The organism is Scytonema sp. PRP1 (assembly GCF_036697665.2).
Lineage (GTDB): Bacteria > Cyanobacteriota > Cyanobacteriia > Cyanobacteriales > Nostocaceae > Kalymmatonema > Kalymmatonema gypsitolerans.
In genome coordinates this window covers 79,137-102,789 of record NZ_JBAHYJ020000084.1, presented here as the reverse complement: position 1 = coordinate 102,789, position 23,653 = coordinate 79,137, and the positions used below count along the sequence as shown (strand labels likewise).

Here is a 23,653-nt window from a genome sequence, read left to right as displayed (position 1 = left end):
TTCACCAGGTTGGATGATTTGCAGGCTTGGTTAGAAGCAAAGAATCAATTAATCTACTGGCTTTTAAGAGACTGACACCGCAACTGCAATCAAGTCGCTTGTAGTCGGGCTAAACCCCAGACTGCACACCCCACAAACTGGCATAAATCCCATCAAGCGCCAGTAAATCCTCGTGCTTGCCCTGCTCAACAATTTGACCATGCTCCATCACATAAATACAATGACTATGACGAATTGTAGAAAGACGGTGAGCGATCGCTATAGTTGTGCGATTTTGAGTAATCATAGCCAAGGATTTTTGAATAGCCGCTTCAGTTTCATTATCTACCGCAGAGGTCGCCTCATCTAAGATGAGAATGGGTGGATCTTTGAGAATAGCACGAGCGATCGCCAAGCGTTGTCTTTGTCCACCAGAAAGTTTTTGACCGCGTTCGCCCACAATAGTATCGTATCCTTGCGGTAGTTGGAGAATAAATTCGTGAGCCTCGGCTAATTTGGCAGCGTGGATAATTTCTTCATGAGTTGCATCAAAACTGCCGTAAGCAATATTTTCCGCCACCGTACCGTGGAATAGAAACACATCTTGACTCACCCAACCAATACTACGCCGCAGTTCGCCTAGTTGCAACTCTCGAATATCGATACCATCGACCAGGATTTGTCCACTTTGGACTTCGTAAAAACGTAGCAGTAGTTTGACTAGGGTACTTTTACCAGAACCTGTTGCACCGACAATACCAATGTTTGCCCCAGCCCGAATGTGTAGTGATAAGTTTTTGAGGACATTGGTGCGATTGTTGTAAGCAAAGGTGATATTGTCAAGATGTACTTCACCGCGTACTGTTTTTAATGGTAGTGGGCGGTTCCCTGTAGGAATAGCAATCGGAGTATCCAACAATCCCATGACTCTACGGATGGAAGCCATAGCCCGTTGATACTCATCCATGATCGAACTCAAAGTGGCAAATGGCCACAGTAATTGCTGTACAATGAACACCATGAAACCATAGGTTCCCACAGTTAACTGATTATTTGCCACTGCAACACCACCAAAAAACAGCGTGGCGATGAAACCTATGACAACCACAAATCGAATCGCCGGAAAAAAAGCAGCAGAAAGTGCGATCGCACGGGCGTTACTGCGGCGATAAGCTTCACTTTCTGAAAGGACACGTCCTCGTTCATAGGTTTCAGCAGTAAAGCTTTTAATTGTGGCAATTCCTGAGAGATTATTAGCTAAACGACTATTGATAAATCCGGCTTTGTCGCGCACATCTGCATAACGGGTAGCGAGTCCTTTTTGGAATGCCAATGAACCCCAGAAAATAAAGGGTGTAGGTAATATTGCCAACCATGCCACATTAGGAGCAATAAGAAGAAACGAGCCGCCTACAGCTAAAATTGTGGTGAGAAATTGCAGAATGCTAGCAGCCCCAGAATCGAGAAACCGTTCTAGTTGATTGATATCATCGTTTAAAATTGATAGGAGTGTACCTGTAGAATGTTCCTCAAAGTAGCCCAGTTCTAGTTCTTGTAAATGGCTATAGGCATCAAGACGTAATTCGTGCTGTATGGTTTGGGCTAAGTTACGCCACAGGCGATCGTAGAGAAATTCAGATAGCGACTCTAAGCTCCAAATTAATAATGTTAATAACGATAGTATCGCCAGTTGTCCAATGATGTTGGTGATGCCGATTTGAGCAATGATGGAATTTTCTTTTTCCACTACGATATCTACTGCAACACCAATTAAATACGAGGGTGCGAGGTCGAAGATTTTATTGAGGATGGTAAAGGTGACGGCACTCCATATTTGAGGGCGGTAGTCTTTGGCGTAGTGTAATAAACGTAAGAGTGGATGCTTTTTAGACGTTGGGGAAGAGTACATGGTCATATGTATTTTTTGTAGCCGAATCCTGATAACTAAGGCTGAACGCAATTCTCCATGTTTTCAATCCTCAAGATTTATTGAGGGACGTTGACAAATTTTATCATCATAATTTTTACGAAAAGTCAGCATTTGGTTAAGTTTAATATTCTTTGAGAAGTCAAGTCTATCTAAGAATGGAAAATGCTAAATCATTTTATCTAGTCATTGTGATGCAGAACATGAGCAAGGCAAGCTGTTTATTGTGGAAGTGAATCGAATCCGGATTCGAGAAGATTGTGCGATCGCCAATTTGCCAAGAGACGACGGGCGCAACTGTAAACTGCTGTCGATCAAAAAAGTCAATGAAACTTTCGGTAGTTCTTGCTGCTAAGTTCAAGCGATACAAGAGTGTTAGGCGGATAAGTGCGTAAACGCGGAGCGGCTTGTCTGTGACATCGTGGTGGGCGCTTTGCGCGATGGCACGGAGTGCCCGCCTGCGGCGATCGCCATAGGCGAGATTAGACATCGCTTTTGACAGGACTTTGACTATCGCGCAGATATAACTGTAGCTACGTTTCCACAGGTGGAATTTGCGCGAAAATAGCAGACTGTAAAAGTTCAGGAAATTGTTTCCAAACTACAACCCCTTTAGCACTTCTGACGTATAGTTGGATTAGTTGAGCGACTGAAACTGGCGTAGACAGAAGCAGAATCTGTGAGATTGTAGACTAATCCTACACTGGGGGCAACAAACGTTGCCTCTCCATTTGTTCTAATAGCGGTGGCAGTTGCAGGCTTCACCTCGGACTTAAACGAGCCATAACGTAAACCCGCAAGAACACGAAATCGCCCAAGGGTCATGAAATTTTGTACATAGATACCATATTGTGTGTTGCCAAAAAACTGCTTACCCAAAATAAACCTAGGAAGTGGGACGTTGAAAACAGGATTGAGTGGGTCGATAGAACCAGTAAACACATTGTTGATGTTTAAAATTGTGTCGGCTTTGAAGGCATTGTACTCAACACCCACTAGTAGTTTATGAGCCAATTCGCCAATTTTGAAATTGCCTTGTACCTCAGCCCTCAAATCTCCTTGGGTATAACTTTCTGTAAGTGGTCGGGTTAGAAACTGTAGCCTATTGCCAGTAAAACTAAAAACAGAGAAGATATCTAAATCTCGGTTGATGTCGATGTATTGACCACTAAGATTGAGCGACCAATTTTTACCTAATGGTTGGTCAATGTAGGTGCTTACTCGATAATTATCACGCTGACCGCGATCGCGTGGATCGACATAGCTGCGATCATAAAGAAATGGGTTATTGAAAAACTTGATTCCTGAATTGTAGTTTAGCTGTTGCTGAAAATACTCAGCTTCCAATGCTACTGAACCACCATTACCAGTTAACCAAGTCAGCGAAGGTGCAAGTAGAAGGCGTTTGTCCTCAACGTTATCATAAAACGAATCAGCGTCTTGAGCAGCCCCTACAAATCGATAAAGCAACGTCTTATCTGCATTCAATGCGCCTGTAAAATCGACTTCTCCACGATAGAAATTAAAGCTACCTGCCTGAAAAGTAATATTATTACTGGATAATGCTTGGGGTTTTTTCGTGATGTAGTTGACTACGGCTCCTGGTGCACCTGTTCCATAGAGTAAGGAAGAAAGTCCTTTGAGAATTTCAATCCGCTCCACATTTGCCAGATCTCGAACCACAAAACGCTGGCTATCTCGTAAACCATTAATGTAGGTTTGTCTAGCAACACCAAAGCCCCGAATCGTAAATTCAGGGATATTCCCTCCCTGATTATCACCTGCGCCCGAGCCTCTGGTCACACCAGGAACAAAGGGGATCAAATCTTCTCCACGCCTGGGAGCCGTGTCTTCAATCAATTCTCTTGGAATCACATTAATGGAAGCAGGAGTTTCCAGAAGAGGAACATCTAATCTTGTGCCAGTGGTAGCATTTCTTACGCGATATCCATCATCTTGCTCACCCGTGACTACCAACTCAATCGGCTCATCACCTTGTGCTGATGGTTGACTTGGCTGGGTTTGAGTTGTTGGTTCCTCTTGTTGAGGCTGTGGTGATTCTGGTTGCTGTGGCTGTTGTGCAGAAGTTGCAGCACCAGCCACAGAGAAGATCAGACCCTCATCTGGACTATCAAACAACTCAACAGTTGGAACACCCGCATCACCCGTTACTGTTACCCGGATAGTATTAGCATCGAGATTTGTGACTGTTATTTCAGTCACACCTGCAATCGGTTTTTCCGAGCGGAATGTGAATGCCTCACCCGACGGTAAACGTAGTTGGGCATTCGGAATATCAGCGATAAAGTTATTGCCCTCACTACGATTTGTAACTTGCAACTGTTGACCTTTGGCAGTCTGTAAAATCACCTCCACACCTTTGTCTGTGGGATTAGCTTTCACCGACGTCACTTGTATAACATTTTCCTGGGAAGGAGGATTAGTTGGTGTCTCTGATTGAGAGAGCAAACCTTTAATATTGGTGGCTGGAAACTTTAGTTCACTCAACCGAGGAATATCTGTAGTTAATTTTTTATTATCTGATTTAACTTGAGCCATAGCAGGCTGACTCAGAGCAAAGCTGGAAACATATCCGAGCAAGCTAAGTACCAGCCATGAATTTTGTTTGGGCAGAAATATCCAACCTTTCATCTTCTTACACCACACTTATGAGAAATCAAATAGAGATTTGACTTATTGCATATAATTGTTGATTGCAATGAAGCATAGTGTAGGGAAGTACTAGGGTAAGAGTCTATCCCAAAACGGCATTACAGACGTAAAACGGCATTATATAGCTAAAATATTTCTCTTCCCTAACAAAGATTCACTAGGCGTAATGCCAAATTTTCTTTTAAAAGCAGTAGCAAAGTGTCCCTGATGGGCATACCCTACTAAATTGGCAACTTCAGCAACGCTCAGCTTCCCCTCCCGCAAAAGTTGCTCTGCTTGCTGCATACGCTTATTAGTGATGTAGCCAAACACTGTTGTGCCAAATAATTCCCGAAACCCATAACGCAAAGTGCGATCGCTTACACCTATCATTTGCGCCAATTCCAGCAAGGACGGCGGGTTCTCCAACCGTGTCAGTAAAATCTCCTTAGCGTAATGAATCCGGGTGATGGTTTCTGGCTTCAATCGCGGCGATGGTTGTAATCCATCCTGAGCAGATAATATCGGAGCTAATTGCAACGCCATTAGTTCTAATACCTTTGCTTGTAAATATATCCGCTTTGTCATTCCCTGGTAGGGACAGTTGACAATTTGTTGTGCTACTCCCCTAATAGCAGCTGTGGTTTCCGGGTAAAGCAAAGTCTGCCACTCATCACCCTTTGCCAACAAGCGCAACTGGTGGGGAATTTCTCCCTCTTCATCGGGGAAAAAACTTGCTAACAAGTCAGGAGGCACATGAATGTTAATACCTACGCGTCGAGATTTAGCTAATTTGCCGGAAGCCTCACGCCATATCTGTACTCAGATTGGCGTGAGATGGATAGGCGGTCAATCGAGGGGGTTCAACACCCCTCTTATTGACAAACGACGAATGAGTTCCCTAACTACATCGTTTTGGCTGCGTTCTGTATGCTCACAATACTTTGATAAGTGTTGCTTTTCTCGTTCAGACAGCCGGATATTGATTTGAGTCATGCTAGCAATACTGATATAGATATGCTAGCATTTTACTGTACAGGTTAATCAATTACAGCTAACCGCTGCCTGTACGCTGAACCTTGACAACCTGGAATATGGGGTTCCGTCCAGAAACAGACTACACGTAGTCGCACCTGTGGGCGGGTAAAATTCCAGCAGTATAAAGGTGTTGAACATCAATGCAATTGTTCCGGCGCGGAGGGGCATCCCGTGTCGTTAATAAAGCTCATCGAGTATCCGAGGCAATAGCTGGAGTTGGTGAGAAGCCTAGCACCATACTCGTTAGAGTTGGTGTAGGAGTATGTCACGTAACTCCAAAGTCATTTGGCGTTGAACACCGCTACCAGATATGCACGTATATCCTTCCCCCACTTGTCCCCCATATTCGTCTATAGTTCTTCCGTAAAGGAGGACAAAAAATTGCAGTGGGTGATCCCATTCAGGGATTTTCACTAACACATCATCGTGATATTCATAGTCAAAAATTCCAAGCTGGAATTCTGGATGCACCTCAACATCCCGCACATAGCCTTTGCCGAGTCGCTTGGGGAGTTCTTGGAAGATTTCAAATGACTCTCGTTCCGGTTGTTGTGGGTTGTTATGGTTACCTTCCGCCCACAGTTCCGACTCCTCTTTCATAGTTAAAGTGATGGTCATGACTGGTGTTGAGTAGTAATTAGTTATTTAATGATAAATAATATCATTTAGCAGAAATTGAATAAAGCCGTAGTGACTCGCTTTTTATACCAAGCAATGTCTTCAATCTATTAGTAAATCTCTTCTGAAGACAGCTTCGCTAAAGTGACCATTTTCAGGAAGCTCAAAGTAAATGATAAATTATCCTAATAAAAAAGAAAACATTTTCTGAGAAAAAGTTGAAAAAATATAGCAATAAGTATAAAGTATTATCTTAAATATTTTCACTCACATTTAGCCTGTCAATTAAGTGAATTCAAGAAAAGACATTGCTCAAATCACTAAAGTTATAAAAAAGACTATCAATTAATATGTTGAAATTGCAACTTTCAAAGGAACTACGGGTAGCCCCCAAAAACGAACATATTTTTCAAGTAACCACAAGAGAATGACAAGAGCAACCACAGCCTCACCCAGAAGTTGGAAAACACCCGAAATATCACCTTTGGTGGGTCTGTTTCTGGGACTAGTTATCCTGCTCATTTGCTTAGTATATAGTGTGACAGTGGGTGCAGCAGAAATACCTCTAAACAAGATTCTGGAATCGTTTATCACCTTTGACAATTCCTATGAACATTTAGTCATCCAGACTATAAGATTACCGCGATCGCTCATTGCTATCCTTGTAGGTTCAGCCCTTGCAGTATCTGGAGCATTAATGCAAGGTTTGACGCGCAACCCTTTAGCAGATCCAGGGATTTTGGGTATTCAGTCGGGTGCAGCAGTGGCAGTAGTTGCAACAATTTTTGTTTTTGGTAGCACATCTGTTAATGATTACACGATTGCAGCATTTCTGGGTGCAGGAACCACGGCGATATTAGTCTATTTCCTTGGTTCGCTGGGAAGGGGAGGAGCGACCCCACTGAATTTGACAGTAGCAGGTGCAGCGTTAACTGCTTTTATTTCTTCCGTCACCACTGCTATCCTCATCGTCAGCCAACGAACGTTAGAAGAAATTAGATTTTGGTTAGCTGGTTCATTGGCTGGTCGCGATGTCAACATATTTTTCCAAGCATTGCCTTTTGTCGTTGTAGGATTAGGAATTGCTTTTGCCCTTGGTAGACAAATGACCACCATGAGTTTAGGTGAAGATGTCGCCAAAGGCTTAGGTCAACAAACAGCTTGGATCAAAATTATCACAGCCATCAGCGTCGTTTTACTGGCGGGAAGTTCAGTAGCTATTGCTGGACCAATCGGCTTTATTGGCTTGGTCGTTCCCCACATTGTGAAATTTTTTATAAAAGCTGATTACCGTTGGATTTTGCCTTATTCGGCAGTTTTCGGGGCAATTTTACTCTTGGTTGCAGATATTGCTGCTCGGGTGCTGCTCAAACCGCAGGAATTACCTGTGGGTGTTATGACAGCACTGATTGGCGCTCCCTTTTTTGTGTACTTGGCTAAGTCAAAGGTGAAAAAATGAAGTTGGATTGGCTAGTCATCCGTTCCGAAGCGATATCCTTCCGGATCGACCGACGTGTACCACTGATGCTGCTATGTTTAGCAGTGGTGATTGTGGTAGCAATGGTGATGAATGTAGGACGGGGTGAATATCCCATCTCGCCCTTGGATATTGTCAAAACTGTATTAAGTATAGATACAGGCAACCCAGATCATGCCTTCGTGATTCACAACCTGCGTTTGCCTCGTACTCTTGTTGCTTTTATGGTGGGAGTAGCGTTGGCAATTTCTGGCACTATTTTCCAAGGTCTCACACGCAACCCACTCGCTGACCCTGGTATTATTGGCATCAATGCCGGGGCAAGTCTGGCAGCAGTAACGGTAATTATACTATTTCCGTCAGCACCTGTTTACACCTTGCCTCTATCAGCCTTTGCTGGTGCTTTGTTAATGGCTGTTTTGATTTACTCGCTGGCTTGGAACAAAGGGAGTTCCCCTATTCTGTTTATTTTAATGGGCATTGGCTTGTCTGCGATCGCCAGTGCTACAACCAGCTTATTGATTACCTTTGGCGAAATTTACAACGTTAGTGATGCTTTGGTATGGTTAGCAGGCAGTGTCTACGGACGCAGTTGGGAGCAAGTCTTTTCTCTGTTGCCTTGGTTGATTGTTTTTGTCCCAATGGCATTGACACTAGCCAGACATTTGAACGCTCTTAACTTAGGAGATGATGTTGCCAAAGGTCTAGGGACTCGTGTGGAATGGCAACGTGCTTTACTCGTGTTAGTGGGTGTAGCCTTGGCAGGCGCATCAGTCGCCACTGCGGGAATGATTGGCTTCGTTGGGTTAATTGCACCTCATTTAGGAAGACAGCTGGTAGGTCCAAACCATGAAGGGTTGGTTCCCACGTCTGCACTTTTGGGAGGAGTGATTGTTGTACTCGCAGACTTGCTAGGAAGAACGCTGTTTGCACCTATCGAACTTCCTTGTGGGGTGGTGACTGCTGCTATTGGTGCTCCTTATTTTCTATATTTGCTCATCCGTAACCGCAAAAAGTAAACCAGGGAACTATCAACTATGAAAGGACTATCAACCAAAGGTCTGTCTTTAGCTTACGATGGTACTACAATTATCCGTGACTTGAATTTGGCAATCCCCACTGGACAAATGAGTGCTTTAGTTGGTGCTAACGGTTGTGGGAAATCAACGTTGTTACGAGGTCTGGCAAGATTGCTTAAGCCTCATAGCGGTACGGTATATCTTGATGGAAGCTCAATTTTTAATCTTTCCACCAAAGAAGTCGCACAGCAATTAGGAATTTTGCCCCAAAGTCCAGTTGCACCAGAAGGGTTAACAGTCAGAGATTTGGTTGCACAAGGACGTTACCCTTATCAAAATTGGTTACAGCAGTGGTCAGCAAAAGATGAAAAAATTGTGCAGCAGGCACTGTTGATTACAGATATGTGGTCGTTAGCAGACAGGGCATTAGATACTTTATCTGGTGGACAACGACAAAGAGCTTGGATTGCTATGGCGCTGGCACAGGATACAGATATTTTACTTTTGGATGAGCCGACGACTTTCTTGGATTTGGCGCATCAGATAGAGGTTTTGGATTTGTTGTATGAGTTGAACCAAACTCAGGGACGGACTATTGTTATGGTGCTGCATGATTTAAATCAGGCGTGTCGTTATGCTGATTACTTAGTTGCTATCAAAGATGGTCGGATTTTTACTGCTGGGGAACCGAAGCAGGTGATGACTGAGGAAATGGTACAAGAAGTTTTTGGATTAGAGTGTCGTATTGTTGCTGATCCAGTTGTGGGAACACCGATGTGTGTCCCGATAGGACGTAAGGGACTTCCAAAAAATAAAATATCTCATAATAACCCAAGTTGCTAGTTACTCTTGTGGGCGATTGCGCAGAGCGGAGTGCCCAAAGGGCAATCGCTGATGTTACTCCGTTACATAAAACCTACTCACTGCCTGGGTCAATTCCAAATAATGAGTTAGTACTATTAGCAATGACTTGCTGCACCAGTGCTTGCTCTCGCTCTTCCAGAAACTTCAAAAAGTCGATGTACAGCAAGACCATCACCTTCTTGCCTCTAGTAATATTTTCAATTTCTAAATTTGCCAATATGGAATTTGGCACAATAAAAAGTGTACTTTTTGCCGCTGTACGAATCTTGGTAGAGCGTAAACCAATCGACTCCACTCGACCAAATAAACCTTCTGGAATTTGTTGAGAACGTTGTAAACGAATATATTCTCCAGGAACAAAGGGGCGATCTAAATACAACACGATAGTTCCCAATAATTGCTCTAAAGTCTTCTGAGAAGCAAAAGCAACCGCCACACCCGCAATTCCTAAACCCGTTACTAAACCAACTAAATCAAATCGGTTCTTGGCAAAAGCTAGCACAGCAAAAAAGCCAATAATCACATTTGCTAAAGTCTCAAATACTAGTAGTAGTTCATCAACTTCCCGACCGAACTTGCGGAGTAAATCTATTCCGTAAACAAGGAGAAATTGACGAAATAAACGCGAGACTAGCCAGGCTAAACTAATAATAACTGCCAAATCAATAAAAGGATTAATAAAGTTATAGACTAGTTGATACTCCTTAATCCAATTTAAAGAGAAAGAAATTAAGATTAAGGTACCAGCAAGTTTAAATAAGTTTCTAATTGGATAGATTAATTTTTCATAAACTGTAGTCAGTTGCTGTGGAAAAAATTGCCTGAGAAGCAACCTAACAAGCAAAGGTGTATATCTTCCTACTAGGAAAGACAACAGTATAAATAGTAGAAAGATTCCAAACTTAATTAATATAGGTTTAGCTACTTGTTCAAAGTCTCTAAAATTTTGAATAATTTCTGAAAAATTCATAAATGAGTTTTAAATTGTAATAGGAGAATCAACATAGATAGTTGGCTCGTCAATATCAAAGGCGATACCATATTCTTTTAAACGCTGGGTAATACTTTGATTAGCAAGGTCAAGGAGTTGACGTCGCAGTCCCATTGAAACTTCACCAGAACCTAAAATAAAGAAGGTAATTTGTGCTTGTGTTCGCTCTGCTGTTTGTACTTTAGAAGACTGCCCTACTTGCTCTGGCAAATCTTTAAAAATAACATCGGTGCTGCGCGTATCAATTCCAAAAATATCGACGGTACTTTCAAGGATAACCTGGCGAATCAAAGCTCGTTCTTCATTCTGAACGGCGCGATAGAAGTTTAAATAAGTAATTGCCATCACCTTCTTAGCGCCACTAAAGTTTTCAATGTTAACCTGCGTAAGTGAACTGTTAGGGACAATTATTACTGTACCCTTACCAGAGGTGCGAATTTTGGTAGAGCGTAAGCCAATTGATTCAACTCGACCAAAAGTTCCATCTGGTAAGCCAATATAGTCATCAATGACAAAGGGACGATCAAGATAAATAACGACACCACCTAATACTTGTTCCAATATCTTCTGGGCAGCAAAGGCTATTGCTAAACCACCAATCCCTAAACTCGCTACCAGTCCAAAAATATTGATTTGATGAGTTTCGGCAAAGATAATAGTTGCGACAACTACAATTATTATATTTGCAAGTAACTTAGTAAGAAGTAGTAATTCACTGTTAACTTTTCGCCCACTTTTGATTGCTGCATCTAATAGATAGAAATCAAAAAACTGCTTGAATATTTGAGAAGCTAACCAACTGGCAGTAATCGTTAAAGCTAATCCAATGGGAATTTCTATCAGCCTAGACCAATCAGATTCTGGGAGTAAAATTGCGAATATATCAGCAAGTAAAAGACAAAATGCAACGCGCAGCCAGTTTTCATAAGGCTTGACAACTTTTTGATAAGCAACTCTTTCTTTCAAAGAAATGAAACGAGTTATTAGTGATTGTGCAAAGCTCATACTACGTAAACCCAGTATAGGGAGAAACAAGCCACCACTGATGAAAGCCAATAACCAAGTCAATCCTAGAGCGCCGATATGTAATCTCCCATCGTTATTCAAAATTTCAAACAAGGAATCTAGCACTAGTAAACTCCATTTTTTTGGTGATACATACTATTACATTTTGCTGGAATAAATCTAAACTGCATTCCTTATGCTTCAATAAGGGACAGCGCTTAATATTTGCTTATGCTCTAAAGTTAAAGTATAGGCGCGGATCTCCCGCCGTAAACGCAAAGCGTACCGCAGGTATACGCGCTGCATATGCCTATGCCCTACAAGCAAGCTACGCAAACGGGCGATGGTGCAAAGCGATCGCCTCACTTCGATTCTCCAAAAGAGGCGATTGAATAGGACGAGCCGTTGCCATACCAGCATTCCTTGAGCTGATTGGGAAATTGTGCTCGCACAAGCAGTTGTTGAGACATAGCATTAGGTGGGTATGTCTGAGGAGCCAAGACTCTATGGTTGTAGGGTTCTTCATACAAAAAGCCAAAGCAGGGATTGAGCGCCGAGCCAGAACTTGCCAATGCAGTTAAAAGACTGGCTAAAAGAACAATCAGTAGCCTCGCCCAAAATGTCACCCAAATTGTTTCCACTAGCTCAATACTTTTTTGGCTCAGGTGAGTAAGTTTATTCATAAACATTGCTCCGTTAATTTTTCTGTTGTCTAATTAGTTTTTTGTCAGTATAGGCAACATCTTTTCGCCAAATACCTCAATGAACTGCTGCTGCTCTGGGTTAACGTTATGCAGAATGATATCAAGTTCGGATGAAAACTTGTCATTACCCTAGCAACCCCACCCCCGTAAAGCTACGCTTCACGTCCCCGGACCGCGAGCGGAGAGCAGCGCCCTTCGGGTTCGCAGTCGCCTGCTGTCGGGAAACCCTCCTGCAGCGCTGTCTCACCGTGCGGGGGTTCCCGAGGCAGTGCGTTGCGGGGGTTCCCCCGTTGTAGCAACTGCCGTCCCGTTGAGGCGACTGCGGGGGAGGGGATAAAGGGGAGCCAGCGCGAATGACGGCTTTCCCGACAGCAGGCGACTGGCGTGTGGGGTGCAGTTGCTGAAGTATAGCCGTCGCCAAAGGTGTTAGGACAAGTCGGCTGTAGACGGCTGCAACAGCATGATTTGTGGATTGAAAAGTTGTCCTAAGCTTCGTGTCGGTTGCTATAAATTGTGATTTTCACATGGGCATCTTGGTCTGAAGTATTCAGCAGACAGGCAGTTTCATGGCTGGTAAACTGCAGTTCAGGTCCGTGGCTATAAGCGGGGATGTAACCTTCAGCTATTGCCCACCTTGTTTGTCCAATTGGGTTACTCATAATCGAATCTCCTGAGTTCAAATTTGCGCTTGCAAAATTTTTCTATTCACCCACGCTCAATTGATGCAGAGAAATCTGTTTGCATACACTCTCTAGGGCTAGCATCAGTGACTGCATCAGTTCAGAATTTTCACTATAGTCAGCAGGTGCTAGGTTGACTACTCGCTGACTTTGGGTAATGCTTAACTCTTGCCCCCAATCCTGGGGTGTGCGGTTTTTGTAAACGCCGATCACTATCCCCTGTTCCTCATTCAGTAGTGAGAAGCAAGGAATATCAGACGCTCCATCTCCAACATAAATCACCTGCGTCAATGGTACGTGCAGTTCCTCTTGTGGCACATCCCGATAAACAAATGTCCGACCATCGTCCTTGTCATAGTCTACACCTTTGGCAATTTGGAACAGATAGCGCGTTTTCTCAGTGTGAGTAACAATCTTCTTGAGAAACTCAATTCCCCCCTCTTTGCCATAGTGAAACTCGCAGCCCCACATTGCTTTAAAGTTAGGGGCAATGCAGTTATGACGGGCAATTTCTACCATCCCGCAGGTGATTAAGTAAAACTCAACTTCCACTTTTGGATTGAGTTGATAAGCAAGCTGTCGCAGGCGATCAAACATTTTCGACACCCCATCAAAGGGAGCTAACTGTTGACCAAACCAGACAAGATATTCCTGTGTAATTTTGTTGCCTTGTCGCTGCGATTCCTCAATCAAAGCGTAGAATCGGGCAAGTATCTTGTCCCAACCGCTGTCAATCAGTGGTTGAATACGTCGGGCGCGAAATTGAAGAGCGTCAATACCGCAGCTGTTGAGCAGACTATCGACAGTATCCGGCACAAGAGTATCGTCGAAGTCGAAAACTACGGCAATGCGGTTAGAAAGTGATTTAGTTGCTAGAGTCATAACAATAAGCTTCAGTTACAGTTAACCAACAACGGCAATTTGATAGTTGCGGTTCTCCCAGTGGTTAGGGTGATCACGGGTAACATACCTCCTATCAAGTTGACTCGAAACTGCCGACGTAGGGCGAGCTTCTACTGACTACTGACTGAGTAGCTGGTAAAGGTAGATAACCGCAAATACAGCGAAGAAAATTCCGGCAACAGCAGTTGCACCAAACGTAAACTTTGACGGGCTCAATTCCTTGGGCAACATCCGGTAGTTCAGGTACAGGGTCAGTCCCGTGACAATGGGGATGTGAGCAGCTTCAATTGCTCCTGCTGTTTGCAACAAGCCGACAGGTTCGCCAAAGAACAGGTAGATGGCAATGGGCAGCACTGCCAGAAGCACCACTATGTAGAAACGCTGCAAGAACTTTTCGTTCGTCCAGCGACCCCGTACCCCAAACCCTTGTAAAATAATCTGCGTACCATCAGCAAACATCCGCCCAAAGCCATCTTCAACTGAAAGGGTGGTGCTACAGAAGGTAATAAAAACGATCGCCACCATAAACCAGAAGCCTAAGGGTCCCCACAAATCGCCCAGTAAACGACCCAGAGTTTCGGCAACCTGACTTTCTTTTGGCACCAACCCTTCTGGACGCAGCAACTCTCCACCAAGAATCAGAAAAGATAGTGCTGCCAATAGCGCACCAACCACCGCTAAGGTGTTGGAGAAGGTCATCAGAGAAATCCAGCCACGCAGCTTTTTTCTTTGCTCCTGACTTAGTTGCTTGGGGTCAATTGCTTCTTGCCCCTTGATACCAGCAGCGCCGTACCCTTTAGCTTCCACCCAATAAGAGTACCACATCAATCCTGCTGCCCCTGCTAGCATAAAACCCAGCCAAGGGAGAATTTCCTGATATTGCACGTTATTAGGGATTTGAGGGACTAAACCCCCTGCCAGTTGTTGAATGTTGGGGAAGACAAAAATTGCTGCAACTACCACTGCCACTGTACGGGCGATACCTATATAGGAGGAAATCTTTTCAACTACAGAGTATTGCCCTAAAACGACGATCGCCGCCGTTACAAGGATGATAATCACCGTCCACATCTGGGCAGTTCCTCCTGTCATTAAAATCAGTGCTGTGGCGGCAGCACCTGCGAGTCCCGCAACGGTAGAGATTGCTACAAACACCTGCGGCAGCAAAATCAGCCAGACTGCCCAGTTTTTCGGACCGGGAATTTGCTTGAAGCCTTCAAGTATCGTTGCGCCAGTGCAAACTGAAAAACGACCCACTTCACGGTTAATAAACCATTTGAGGATCACGGCGGCAAGCAGCGCCCACAGCAGAGAATAGCCGTAGAGAGCCGCGATTCTAGGTGTAAACAGCAACTCTCCTGAACCCGCTGCCGAGAGCATCCACAAAAAACTTGGTCCCAACCACAGAAAGCGCTGCCAACCCTTTGGTGGCTGCGGTATCTGTTGATTGCTGCCCTCACTCTGCTTGTTAGATGTTTCTACTGAAGAAGTGTGATTATTTTTATCGTTCATTTTTGTGCCATTTTTGCTTGCTTTTAGGACTAATTTCTAAAGTCCAAGGCATGAGCGATTCACTCAATGCAGCCACAGCAATGCATTGCCAATGGTTGCAACAATCATGTTTATCTAGAAGGTGTCACGCTTCTTGCTACAAGTAAGTTGCTGTTTTATGGGACTATACCCAGGCGATCGTCTTCTTCATATTCAGATCCTTCACAGCCAGCAGCAAGCGCTAACATGGACCCAAGAAAAAGCACAGAAATCATTTTTTTAGAAATAGCCATTGTTCTTATTTCCTTGTCATTATTTGACTAGATTTTTTACCTTTCAGGCTTTATAAAAAAAGATGTATAACCAATAAATAAATGACATACTAAAAAAGTAGATTCAGACAATTACATGACTACTGCTTTAATAAAAAATTATTATTAGTTATGGGTTACAGATACACTGCTAATTTTTATTTAATTAAAAAAAAAGGAACTGATGAATTAGAAATTTTCCATCTCAAATCATTGTTTATTTTGTTATTTAACCTGCAAAAAACTTAGATAAAAAATTTAAATTTTTAAGAAAATATTAAGCGTGTCAACCTAATTGAAGGACTGAGGAACTGTATACAATTTGAAGATAAGCCTCAATAGTGGAAAACTTGTGGAGAATTCAAGCTTGTTTTCCAAAGTAATACTAAAGAGATAGTGCTACTAACTCAATTTGAATAGCTAAGGATGACAGCAAGCCTTAAGTTGACCGCACTCCTATGCAACATATCTTGGTTCAGGTCATAATACTATTGAGGACTAAATCAATCTATCCAAAGGAATAAGAATACGTTACTGAGGGTATTTGAGATTCTTCAGTCTTTAGTCTTCTTCACCAAGAAAGAACTTAGAACAAGCATTGCCAGAATTCAGCTTAGGAATTAAAAACTCTGTTGTTAAATATCAGCATGAGTTTTGTACAACCAGAGTGGAGAGTGTTAGTCAGAAGCCCCTAAATTTATTTATGGAAAAGATTCTTTCCTTACTTAAATGCCTCAAAATTATTTGTGGGGATATTCTGCATTCTGCGTTCTTCTTAATGCTAAGTGCATCATGTCATATAACAACTGCTAAGCGTTCTCCACCAGTTTTCCACCATTGAGACTTAAGCTCAATGTGAGTTCGACAATTTAAAAAATTGCAGGAGGTAAAGCAGGTAAGTGTTTCGGGTAAATATCAAGCGAAGGTTTTTAAGTACAAATCGCCGTTGTTAACTAATGCGCTCTTTAACTTTAACAGTGGAGGCGCTCAGCAAACTTGATGGTTGACTGGATTACTAATGTTATTTCTTCCCTTCGATACCTGGGCATCGCTCTATTAATGTAATGGCGCTGGAAAATATCTTTCCTCCCTTGCCTTCAGAGGTAATTATGCCTTTAGCAGGGTTTACCGCCCAACAGGGCAAGTTAAACAGCTTACTTTGGGTCGTTTTGGCAGGGAGTCGAGCTTACAGACTAAACCTTTATTCTACCTAAGCAATATCAATTAAAATTCCTCATTTCATCTTTGCTCGATAGTAGTTTTACTTGAGCGCACAACCTAATGCAAGACGTACTATTTGTGCAAATTGCTATCACTATTGCTGTACAGATGAGAAAACAACAAACAGGTGTATTTATGACTGTAACGACAGACGAGGAACTTAAAACTATAGTCGTGGATAAACTTCGCTGGGACGATCGTGTGAACGCAGCTGAAGTTAATGTAATAGTTGAGAATCGCAAAATAACCCTCAAAGGTACAGTGTCAAGCTACAGAACCAAACGTATCGTCAAGGACAATGTGAGAGAGGTTGCGGGAATAATTGAGATAGATAATCAACTACAGGTGCAGTATCCACTTATGACCCCTCTCCCTACAGATGAAGAAATCGCATTAAATGTGATGAATGCTCTTACTTGGAACGCAGATATTGATGCTAGTAAGATTAATGTCAGCGTTATTGGAGGTTTTCTAACTCTGCAAGGCGTAGTGGATGCTTTTTGGAAGAAATTTCAGGCACAAAATACTGCCTACGGGATCACTGGGGTTATTGATGTTGTCAATGAACTAGCGGTTGTACCTACCAAGGAAGATCAAGATGAGGAGATTGCAAAATGCATTGCGAATGCCTTGGAACGCAACATGGATGTAGAAGCTGGAGATGTAAACGTGATAGTAGAGAATGGTAGAGTTTCCCTAACAGGTTTTGTTCCTAATTGGGCAGCGTGGCGAGCTGTGCATAACACAGCTTCCCATACCACAGGAGTCATTATGGTAGTAGATAAGCTCGTCATTCGTTATCCAGATAATTGAATAGACACTCAAATCTGAGACAAGACAGAGTAGTTGTTGATCGTTTTTTTCTACGATTTAAAGCCAGAATTATCAATTTATCCTTGCCTCGAGGCTGCCTTGATTGTTCGCCAGTTGATTAGAAAGCCACCCTGCAAATTGTCCCTCATATTCATTCGCCTCTCTTTCCAGTTTATTCTTTTCGTACCTCTGACCAGCCCTTCTGAACTCCCTAAAATAATAGTATCCAAACTTATCTGCACCACCGAATTGCTCACACTGCCTAGAATGTGTAAGCTCATGAGCTAACAACGTAAGCTGACGAGAATCATCAAGTTTGTATGAATCTTCAACATAAATACGTTCGCAATAGGTTTGAGCAATAGAATCAATCTGACTAATATCTATTTTGAAATCAGCATACAACCAGTCATCCATCAATTTTGCGTTGTAGATAACCAGAACACGATCAACTAAATCTCCAAAATAGGGTCGCAAATATCGCTTCTGTGTCTCGTCTAAGTATTGACTAATACCGTTATTAGCACGCATTAATTGAGCAGCGGCTTGATATGCTATTGCACCTCCCTGACCCCATGCTTCTTCACTAAGCTGCTTAATATATGGATAACAATCTATGTTTGCCAAATGACACCGTTCACCCTGAACTGATTGAAACTTTAAACCTCCAAGACCTACTATATTTAATGCTATTAAAATACTAATTAAAGCTAAGCGAATGATTTTTTTCATAACATTGTGATTGATGTTATTTAAACTTTATTTAGACCTCCTACTTACGGATTGCATGAGCGGAAATGGACTAAGTACTGTACCTACTACCAGTGATGCGTCAGTAAGGAGAAAGCCCTTGAGTACTAAGGTGCTTGTACGAATAAGTATTTGGGTTAATTTAAGTGAAATAATCTTGAACTTAAAGATACATTTCAGTAGTGGAAAATTCGTGGAGAATTCAGTAAACTTTCAACACAAAGAGTTCGGCTACGTTAATATCAACAACACTGGGAGACCAACAAATACCCTTTCCATTGCTCTTGCCAGTGATCGCCAGGGTGTTTGATTTGGTTTCTGAAATTGGAGCTACCTTAGGGATTAGTCTAATTTCTCTAATTCTGTTATCTCAAAATGTTTGGCTATCCCTCAAAGTCCTGGTAGCTTGTATTGTGCTTCAGCAGATACAAAATAACTGGTTGACTTTGCGACTAAACTAGCAGTTGAGCGTTGAGTACTAATTTTAGAACAAACGACTATACAAATGGCTGTCAACCTGTGGATTGAGCGACTTGCACGGTTCGGTTATGCGGCTAAAGGGGGGTCTACTTTATCGTCGGCTTGCTAGCGCTGCCTGTGGGATTTGGCATCGGCAGCAAAACAACTGGCACGAGTGGTGCTCTGCAAACTATCATTACGCAGCCGTTTGGAAAATTTTTGCTTAGCGTGGTTGCTTTTGGTCTAATTGGTTACGCAATCTGGCGTTTCACTCAAGCATTCATAGATCCTGAATACCAAAACACGGATGGGAACAGAGTTGTACAGCGCCTTGGCTACGCGCTCAGCGGTCTGAGTTATGCAGGTTTAGCCCTTACTGCGGTGCAGCTCGTTATTGGTTGGGAAGCCAACAACAGTAGTTGGAGGCAAGACTGGACGGCGCGCTTGCTTGCACAGCCCTTCGGTCAATGGCTAGTCGGAATTGTTGGGGCAATTGTGCTCGGCGTGGGTTTTTCCTATGTGTATAGAGCTTACACTGCTAAATTCCTTGAACGGTTCAAATTGGACGAGATGAGCAATGCCCAGGTAAAATGGGCGACGCGCATCGGCAGATTTGGTATTGCTGCACGTGGCATTGCTTTCGGCATCATCGGCCTTCTCCTGATTCAAGCTGCTGTTCAGTCCGACCCAGACGAAGTCCAAGGACTGGGTGGTGCTCTGGAAACGCTGGCACAAGAAACTTTGGGTCAGTGGATTTTGGGTATTGTTGCGGTTGGTCTCGTAGCTTATGCTATCCATATGCTGGTACTAGCGCGGTATCGTCGGATTATAATCTAATGAGTCTGCGGCTGGTAGCTTTGTCTGCCAACTCATTCTACCATTTGGCTTGACTGAGCGATCACTACGGCTTTGCCCTCATATTCCACTTCCAGCTCCGGCTGCAAGTCAAAATCGAAGTCTCTCTCGATTTCTGCTGTAACGAACTTGCGAACTGAACCGATCACCCGGACAGTCTTGCCCTGATCAATGGAGCCTGCTGCTGGAATAGCACCAATGACTAGCAACTCTTTACCGCCAACAAGCTCTTTGTCATCGAGTGTGAATGCATTTGGGCTGATGACTTTTGCAACTTTGCCGCTAACGGTTACCGTCTTGCTTATGAATTGGCTTGGTTCCTCGGCGATTTCACCTGGACGGGGCGTTAGAACTACTGCCGTAGCGATAAGCACAGGCTTACCCCTGAATTCCACTTCAAACTCCTGAGGCAAGTCCAAATCGAACTTACTCTCGATTTGCGATCCCAAGAACTGACGAACCGTGCCTGTCACCTGAACGAGGGTATCCTTGACTATGGGAGATTCTGTGGGATTCACGACCAGCACCTCTGGGTCGTTAAAGAGTCTATTACCTTCAATTGTGAATGCCTTCGGACCAAGGATTTTTTCGACTTCTCCATTGACGGTTACGGTCTTGCCTATGAGGTCGGCATTTGGCGCGTTGACGACTTCACTTACCGTTGTGCCAGCCTCAGGACCAGGTGACGGAGTGCATGCAGGCAGAACCACAACAAAGAGTGCCAGGGCAATTGCTCCATTAGTTTTCCACAACGCCTGAGCAAAGCTGCCATTACGGTTCGGCTCACAATTGGGAACACAATTTTTACTTAGTCTATTTATCAATCAAAACATCCCCTTAAACTTACTATTGGTCACATTCTCTTTGAGTTCTAGGGGTTGATCTACCTCAGACAGTAAGAAAACAGTAGTTATTAAAAAACTACCTCTATCCAATAATACAGAGAAAGCCCTAGGTCAGCTAAGGCTTTCTTTTGGTTATTGACATATTAGAACTCGCAGCCTTGTTTCCATAATTTGGAAACGTCTCAAGAACCAATTTCTAGATTAATCAACTGGGAGGTACTAATCTCTATAGCCAGTGCCGACTGTATCAGGTTCACGATAAGCAGTAGGTTCTTGGCGACGGCTTTTTCCAGCCAAACCAAATAGACCAACCAAACCAATTAATCCTAGCCAGCCCCAATCGAAATCGTCATCTTCATAAATTCCTGTCTGCTCATATGATCCTCCAACTCCGGGTTCAACTTGAGCCGTTGCAGGCAGAGTTAAGGGCATAATTGCCGTGGACAATGTGAGAGTGGCAACTCCAATCATTTTGAACAAATTAGCACGTACCATGGTTAAATTTTCCTTTCATTTGTGAAGTATAGCGGTTCTCACTTGAGTCAGATACACCACCACGAATAATGTAGAGACGTAGCATGTACTTTCACTACAGCCGTGTATTGCACACAACCGAGAAGCGCTATAATGGTGAACTAATAACTACTACTTAAAACCACAGGCAGAACTACATTTCAACTCCACCTGCACTGTTTGTTAAGACTTGAGGTCAACTTTTGAAGAGGACAGAAGGGATCAATTGGAAAGAGATTCTGACCCCTCTAAATTGAAGACTACCAAATCGTTTGGGGAGCGTGCGGGAGACTCTAGATTTGGAGAAGACTTCTACCCAGTCTGGGCTGCGGCTTGAAAACTTTTGGTACAATCCAAAGTTCTTCCCTTGTGCCCTCTGCCACCTGCTTTCTTGCCCAAAGTGCTGGTCACGACTTAATTAAGAGCGTTATTTTAATGTGTGATTTGAGAATTCGTCACCTATTTTTATCTACAATCGGACGACCTTCGGTATCCACATCTAGCTCTTCTCGACGAACCTGTTCTTGGGAGCTAACCATTTCTTGCTCTACTTGTTTCCTGATTCTGACTTCTTCACGCAAGACGGCTTGTTTGTGGATATCAGCCTTCTCTTCGTAGATATCCATACGTGCGACTTCTCCAGAGCGGAAAGCAGCTTCCCCAGGAGAAACAGCTTGAAGAGCGTTTTCTGGAGTCACTCGCTCAATCACAACTCGTTCTTTTTCTACTGGTACTGAAACCCGTTCTGTTTCTGTTTCAACGTGTTTGCCAATTGTTACTTCTCCAGCCTTATGGCGGGTTTTATTGGCAACCAGCCGTTCTTCGTACAGTTTGAGCGTTTGATGATCCTGCTCATTCATCTGGTACAGATCCGGCTCTTGTTGGTAGGTGTATGCATTGCGATCGTAATCAACATTTCTAGCCGCAACTCGAGTAGCCTTTGTTTCAGGAGCTTTGTAGGGTATGGGTGCTGCAGGTGCATCTAAAGGAGCCGATGCCTCTAAAGGTGCTGATGCCTCTAAACGTTGAGTGCGATAAACTCCCCGCACTCGCTCTTCATAATCGTAATCAATTCTCAGGTCTTCGCTGAACTCAGGCAAATCTTTTGCTTGCTCTTTGGTGAACCCCACAGCATAAACGCGGCGATCGCCTTGGTCAATTCGGGTACGACCTACTGGTAGTAATACTTGCTTTCCCAAGATCCAAAAACCAGTGTCAACGACCAAATACCGGAAATGACCTGACTCGTCAACTAATATATTTTTAACGGTGCCGACTTTTTCATCATCTCTATCTGAATAGACATCATAACCCTTGATGTCATCACCACCAAAAGAGCCTTGGTAGTTTGCGTCAAAATCCTCAAGTTTGTAAAGAACCATTTTGCGATTGTTCCTGTATTGTATTCTACTCAACTTAATATCTATCGCACGTTCCAAGTGTCAAGCCAGGGCTATACAATTAGCTTCTCATATTTAAGCTTAGTCATTTGCGCTTGCACTGCGCTGGGCGGTTCGCAGCAGAGTTTGGAGCCACTTTTACAATGAAAAGTCCTCGATTTTGATTCCCCTTAAAACCAATATTACTTTAGTTGAATTCCTATGGAATATCAGGGGTTAACTCAACTAAACGAATGCCTAAATATGGATGTTCAACAAAGAAAGGTGGAAGATATAGTTTTAAGTTAACTGGCAAAAGTGGAAAACTCGTGGAAATTAGCAATTCTCACAAAAAGTACTACTTAAGAAATAGGTTTTAAGCTCGACAAAATCGTAATTGCTCACAGCAAAAAGCAAGGCTTGTTGAGAACAGAGAAAAAACAAGCCCGTGCCATATCCTTAAGTAACATTCAAGCCAGGGGGGCTGCGACCAGCAATAGACAAAATATCAAATAAAGCAGAAATAGCATCCCCACCCTGTAAACGAACAGTCTCCAAAAAGCTGAACATTTGGGCAACCAGGTTGGCACCCCAGTCACTTCTGGCTCCGCCACTGACTTTACGGTGTATAACAATGGGACGCAAAGCTCGTTCCGCATCATTATTATCAGGCTTAACTTCAGGATGACTTAAAAAGGTAAACCATTGATCCCAATGTCGTTTGATTCGGTCAGCTAATCGTTGAGCATCAGCAGGGAAACCTTTTTCTGGAGGGTCGTCTAATACCGCTTGGAGTTGAAATTCGATCTCGTCACGCGATTGCGCGGAGCGCAGTGGGCTAAAGCCCAATCGCCTCAGATCAAGCAAACCAATTTTGCCACAGTGATAGTCACTATGTAAGCATCTTGCAGATTGACACTCCTCGGGCTAAAGCCTCGAGGATTCTTGGCTCAACGACTCACCACTAAACAGCAGGCCCCGGCCAACTGCCCAGGAGGGTAAATCTCCCCAAGCGTAAGTTCCCGTGTGCCCCACGGTAAGTTAATTTACCTGGTTTTCGGTTTTAACCGAACCGTATTGGAAGTGGCTGCATAAATTAATTGGCTTACCCCTATCAAAAGAGAGACGCTAGATATTCTTAAGCAACTGCTTTATAAGT

At 43.3% G+C, this 23,653-nt stretch carries 21 protein-coding genes and 2 pseudogenes; 7 read left to right on the top strand and 16 right to left on the bottom strand.

The window, feature by feature from the left end:
- Window positions 1–109: 109 nt before the first annotated feature.
- The 4 genes from V5G28_RS19730 to V5G28_RS19715 form a co-directional block, all read right to left on the bottom strand.
- Window positions 110–1,888: an ABC transporter ATP-binding protein gene (locus tag V5G28_RS19730; RefSeq protein ID WP_442994280.1), complete on the bottom strand. Its 1,779-nt coding sequence runs from the start codon at window positions 1,886–1,888 to the stop codon at window positions 110–112.
- A 196-nt stretch (window positions 1,889–2,084) separates the two neighbouring features.
- A complete protein-coding gene (locus tag V5G28_RS19725) occupies window positions 2,085–2,396 on the bottom strand; it encodes a hypothetical protein (RefSeq protein WP_332987877.1) in 312 nt (103 codons plus the stop codon).
- A gap of 122 nt (window positions 2,397–2,518) precedes the next feature.
- On the bottom strand, window positions 2,519–4,558 hold the full coding sequence (locus V5G28_RS19720) for a TonB-dependent receptor domain-containing protein (RefSeq protein ID WP_332987876.1): 2,040 nt from the start codon (window positions 4,556–4,558) through the stop codon (window positions 2,519–2,521).
- 138 nt (window positions 4,559–4,696) lie between these two features.
- A complete protein-coding gene (locus tag V5G28_RS19715; RefSeq protein ID WP_332987875.1) occupies window positions 4,697–5,314 on the bottom strand; it encodes an AraC family transcriptional regulator in 618 nt (205 codons plus the stop codon).
- A gap of 4 nt (window positions 5,315–5,318) precedes the next feature.
- Here V5G28_RS19715 and V5G28_RS19710 point away from each other — a divergent pair, with 4 nt between their 5' ends.
- Window positions 5,319–5,549, top strand: coding sequence for a hypothetical protein (locus V5G28_RS19710; protein ID WP_332987874.1), 231 nt, complete (start codon window positions 5,319–5,321; stop codon window positions 5,547–5,549).
- Between the two features lie 290 nt (window positions 5,550–5,839).
- Here V5G28_RS19710 and V5G28_RS19705 read toward each other — a convergent pair whose 3' ends face one another.
- Window positions 5,840–6,214, bottom strand: coding sequence for a hypothetical protein (locus tag V5G28_RS19705; RefSeq protein ID WP_332987873.1), 375 nt, complete (start codon window positions 6,212–6,214; stop codon window positions 5,840–5,842).
- 427 nt (window positions 6,215–6,641) lie between these two features.
- Between V5G28_RS19705 and V5G28_RS19700 the strand changes: the two genes are divergently transcribed.
- From V5G28_RS19700 to V5G28_RS19690, 3 genes are read left to right on the top strand one after another with little or no spacing between them, the layout of a single operon-like run.
- Complete coding sequence (locus tag V5G28_RS19700) at window positions 6,642–7,673, top strand: FecCD family ABC transporter permease (protein WP_332987872.1); 1,032 nt, start codon at window positions 6,642–6,644, stop codon at window positions 7,671–7,673.
- On the top strand, window positions 7,670–8,710 hold the full coding sequence (locus V5G28_RS19695; RefSeq protein WP_332987871.1) for a FecCD family ABC transporter permease: 1,041 nt from the start codon (window positions 7,670–7,672) through the stop codon (window positions 8,708–8,710). The genes V5G28_RS19700 and V5G28_RS19695 overlap by 4 nt, the downstream gene beginning before the upstream one ends.
- 18 nt (window positions 8,711–8,728) lie before the next feature.
- Complete coding sequence (locus tag V5G28_RS19690; RefSeq protein WP_332987870.1) at window positions 8,729–9,553, top strand: ABC transporter ATP-binding protein; 825 nt, start codon at window positions 8,729–8,731, stop codon at window positions 9,551–9,553.
- A gap of 73 nt (window positions 9,554–9,626) precedes the next feature.
- Here the strand turns inward: V5G28_RS19690 and V5G28_RS19685 are convergent, their stop codons facing one another.
- From V5G28_RS19685 to V5G28_RS19660, 6 genes are all read right to left on the bottom strand, one after another.
- Window positions 9,627–10,544 carry a mechanosensitive ion channel family protein gene (locus tag V5G28_RS19685; protein ID WP_332987869.1) on the bottom strand — a complete coding sequence of 306 codons (918 nt, stop codon included), beginning with the start codon at window positions 10,542–10,544 and terminating at the stop codon, window positions 9,627–9,629.
- A 9-nt stretch (window positions 10,545–10,553) separates the two neighbouring features.
- Entirely contained in the window at window positions 10,554–11,696 is a 1,143-nt protein-coding gene (locus V5G28_RS19680) for a mechanosensitive ion channel family protein (RefSeq protein ID WP_332987868.1), read from the bottom strand.
- Between the two features lie 236 nt (window positions 11,697–11,932).
- Window positions 11,933–12,253 (bottom strand): hypothetical protein, encoded by a 321-nt coding sequence (locus V5G28_RS19675; protein ID WP_332987867.1) that lies wholly within the window; start codon window positions 12,251–12,253, stop codon window positions 11,933–11,935.
- Window positions 12,254–12,759: 506 nt separating this feature from the next.
- Window positions 12,760–12,933, bottom strand: coding sequence for a sensory rhodopsin transducer (locus V5G28_RS19670; protein WP_332987866.1), 174 nt, complete (start codon window positions 12,931–12,933; stop codon window positions 12,760–12,762).
- A gap of 42 nt (window positions 12,934–12,975) precedes the next feature.
- On the bottom strand, window positions 12,976–13,836 hold the full coding sequence (locus tag V5G28_RS19665; protein ID WP_332987865.1) for an HAD family hydrolase: 861 nt from the start codon (window positions 13,834–13,836) through the stop codon (window positions 12,976–12,978).
- A 138-nt stretch (window positions 13,837–13,974) separates the two neighbouring features.
- On the bottom strand, window positions 13,975–15,369 hold the full coding sequence (locus V5G28_RS19660; protein WP_332987864.1) for an Nramp family divalent metal transporter: 1,395 nt from the start codon (window positions 15,367–15,369) through the stop codon (window positions 13,975–13,977).
- A gap of 1,289 nt (window positions 15,370–16,658) precedes the next feature.
- Between V5G28_RS19660 and V5G28_RS19655 the strand changes: the two are divergent.
- Window positions 16,659–16,837 (top strand): annotated as a pseudogene (locus V5G28_RS19655) (DedA family protein); the annotation flags it as partial.
- 103 nt (window positions 16,838–16,940) lie between these two features.
- A complete protein-coding gene (locus V5G28_RS19650; RefSeq protein ID WP_332987863.1) occupies window positions 16,941–17,693 on the top strand; it encodes a BON domain-containing protein in 753 nt (250 codons plus the stop codon).
- Window positions 17,694–17,765: 72 nt separating this feature from the next.
- Here the strand turns inward: V5G28_RS19650 and V5G28_RS19645 are convergent, their stop codons facing one another.
- Window positions 17,766–18,425 (bottom strand): hypothetical protein, encoded by a 660-nt coding sequence (locus V5G28_RS19645; protein WP_332987862.1) that lies wholly within the window; start codon window positions 18,423–18,425, stop codon window positions 17,766–17,768.
- Window positions 18,426–19,025: 600 nt separating this feature from the next.
- Between V5G28_RS19645 and V5G28_RS19635 the strand changes: the two genes are divergently transcribed.
- Window positions 19,026–19,739 carry a DUF1206 domain-containing protein gene (locus V5G28_RS19635; RefSeq protein ID WP_332987861.1) on the top strand — a complete coding sequence of 238 codons (714 nt, stop codon included), beginning with the start codon at window positions 19,026–19,028 and terminating at the stop codon, window positions 19,737–19,739.
- 32 nt (window positions 19,740–19,771) lie between these two features.
- Here the strand turns inward: V5G28_RS19635 and V5G28_RS19630 are convergent, their stop codons facing one another.
- The 4 genes and pseudogenes from V5G28_RS19630 to V5G28_RS19615 all read right to left on the bottom strand — a co-directional run.
- Window positions 19,772–20,581 (bottom strand): hypothetical protein, encoded by an 810-nt coding sequence (locus V5G28_RS19630; protein WP_332987860.1) that lies wholly within the window; start codon window positions 20,579–20,581, stop codon window positions 19,772–19,774.
- Between the two features lie 240 nt (window positions 20,582–20,821).
- Window positions 20,822–21,097 (bottom strand): WGxxGxxG family protein, encoded by a 276-nt coding sequence (locus tag V5G28_RS19625; RefSeq protein ID WP_332987859.1) that lies wholly within the window; start codon window positions 21,095–21,097, stop codon window positions 20,822–20,824.
- Between the two features lie 473 nt (window positions 21,098–21,570).
- Entirely contained in the window at window positions 21,571–22,497 is a 927-nt protein-coding gene (locus tag V5G28_RS19620) for a DUF2382 domain-containing protein (RefSeq protein ID WP_332987858.1), read from the bottom strand.
- A gap of 456 nt (window positions 22,498–22,953) precedes the next feature.
- Window positions 22,954–23,406, bottom strand: a pseudogene (locus tag V5G28_RS19615) (IS66 family transposase); the annotation flags it as partial.
- Window positions 23,407–23,653: the final 247 nt, after the last annotated feature.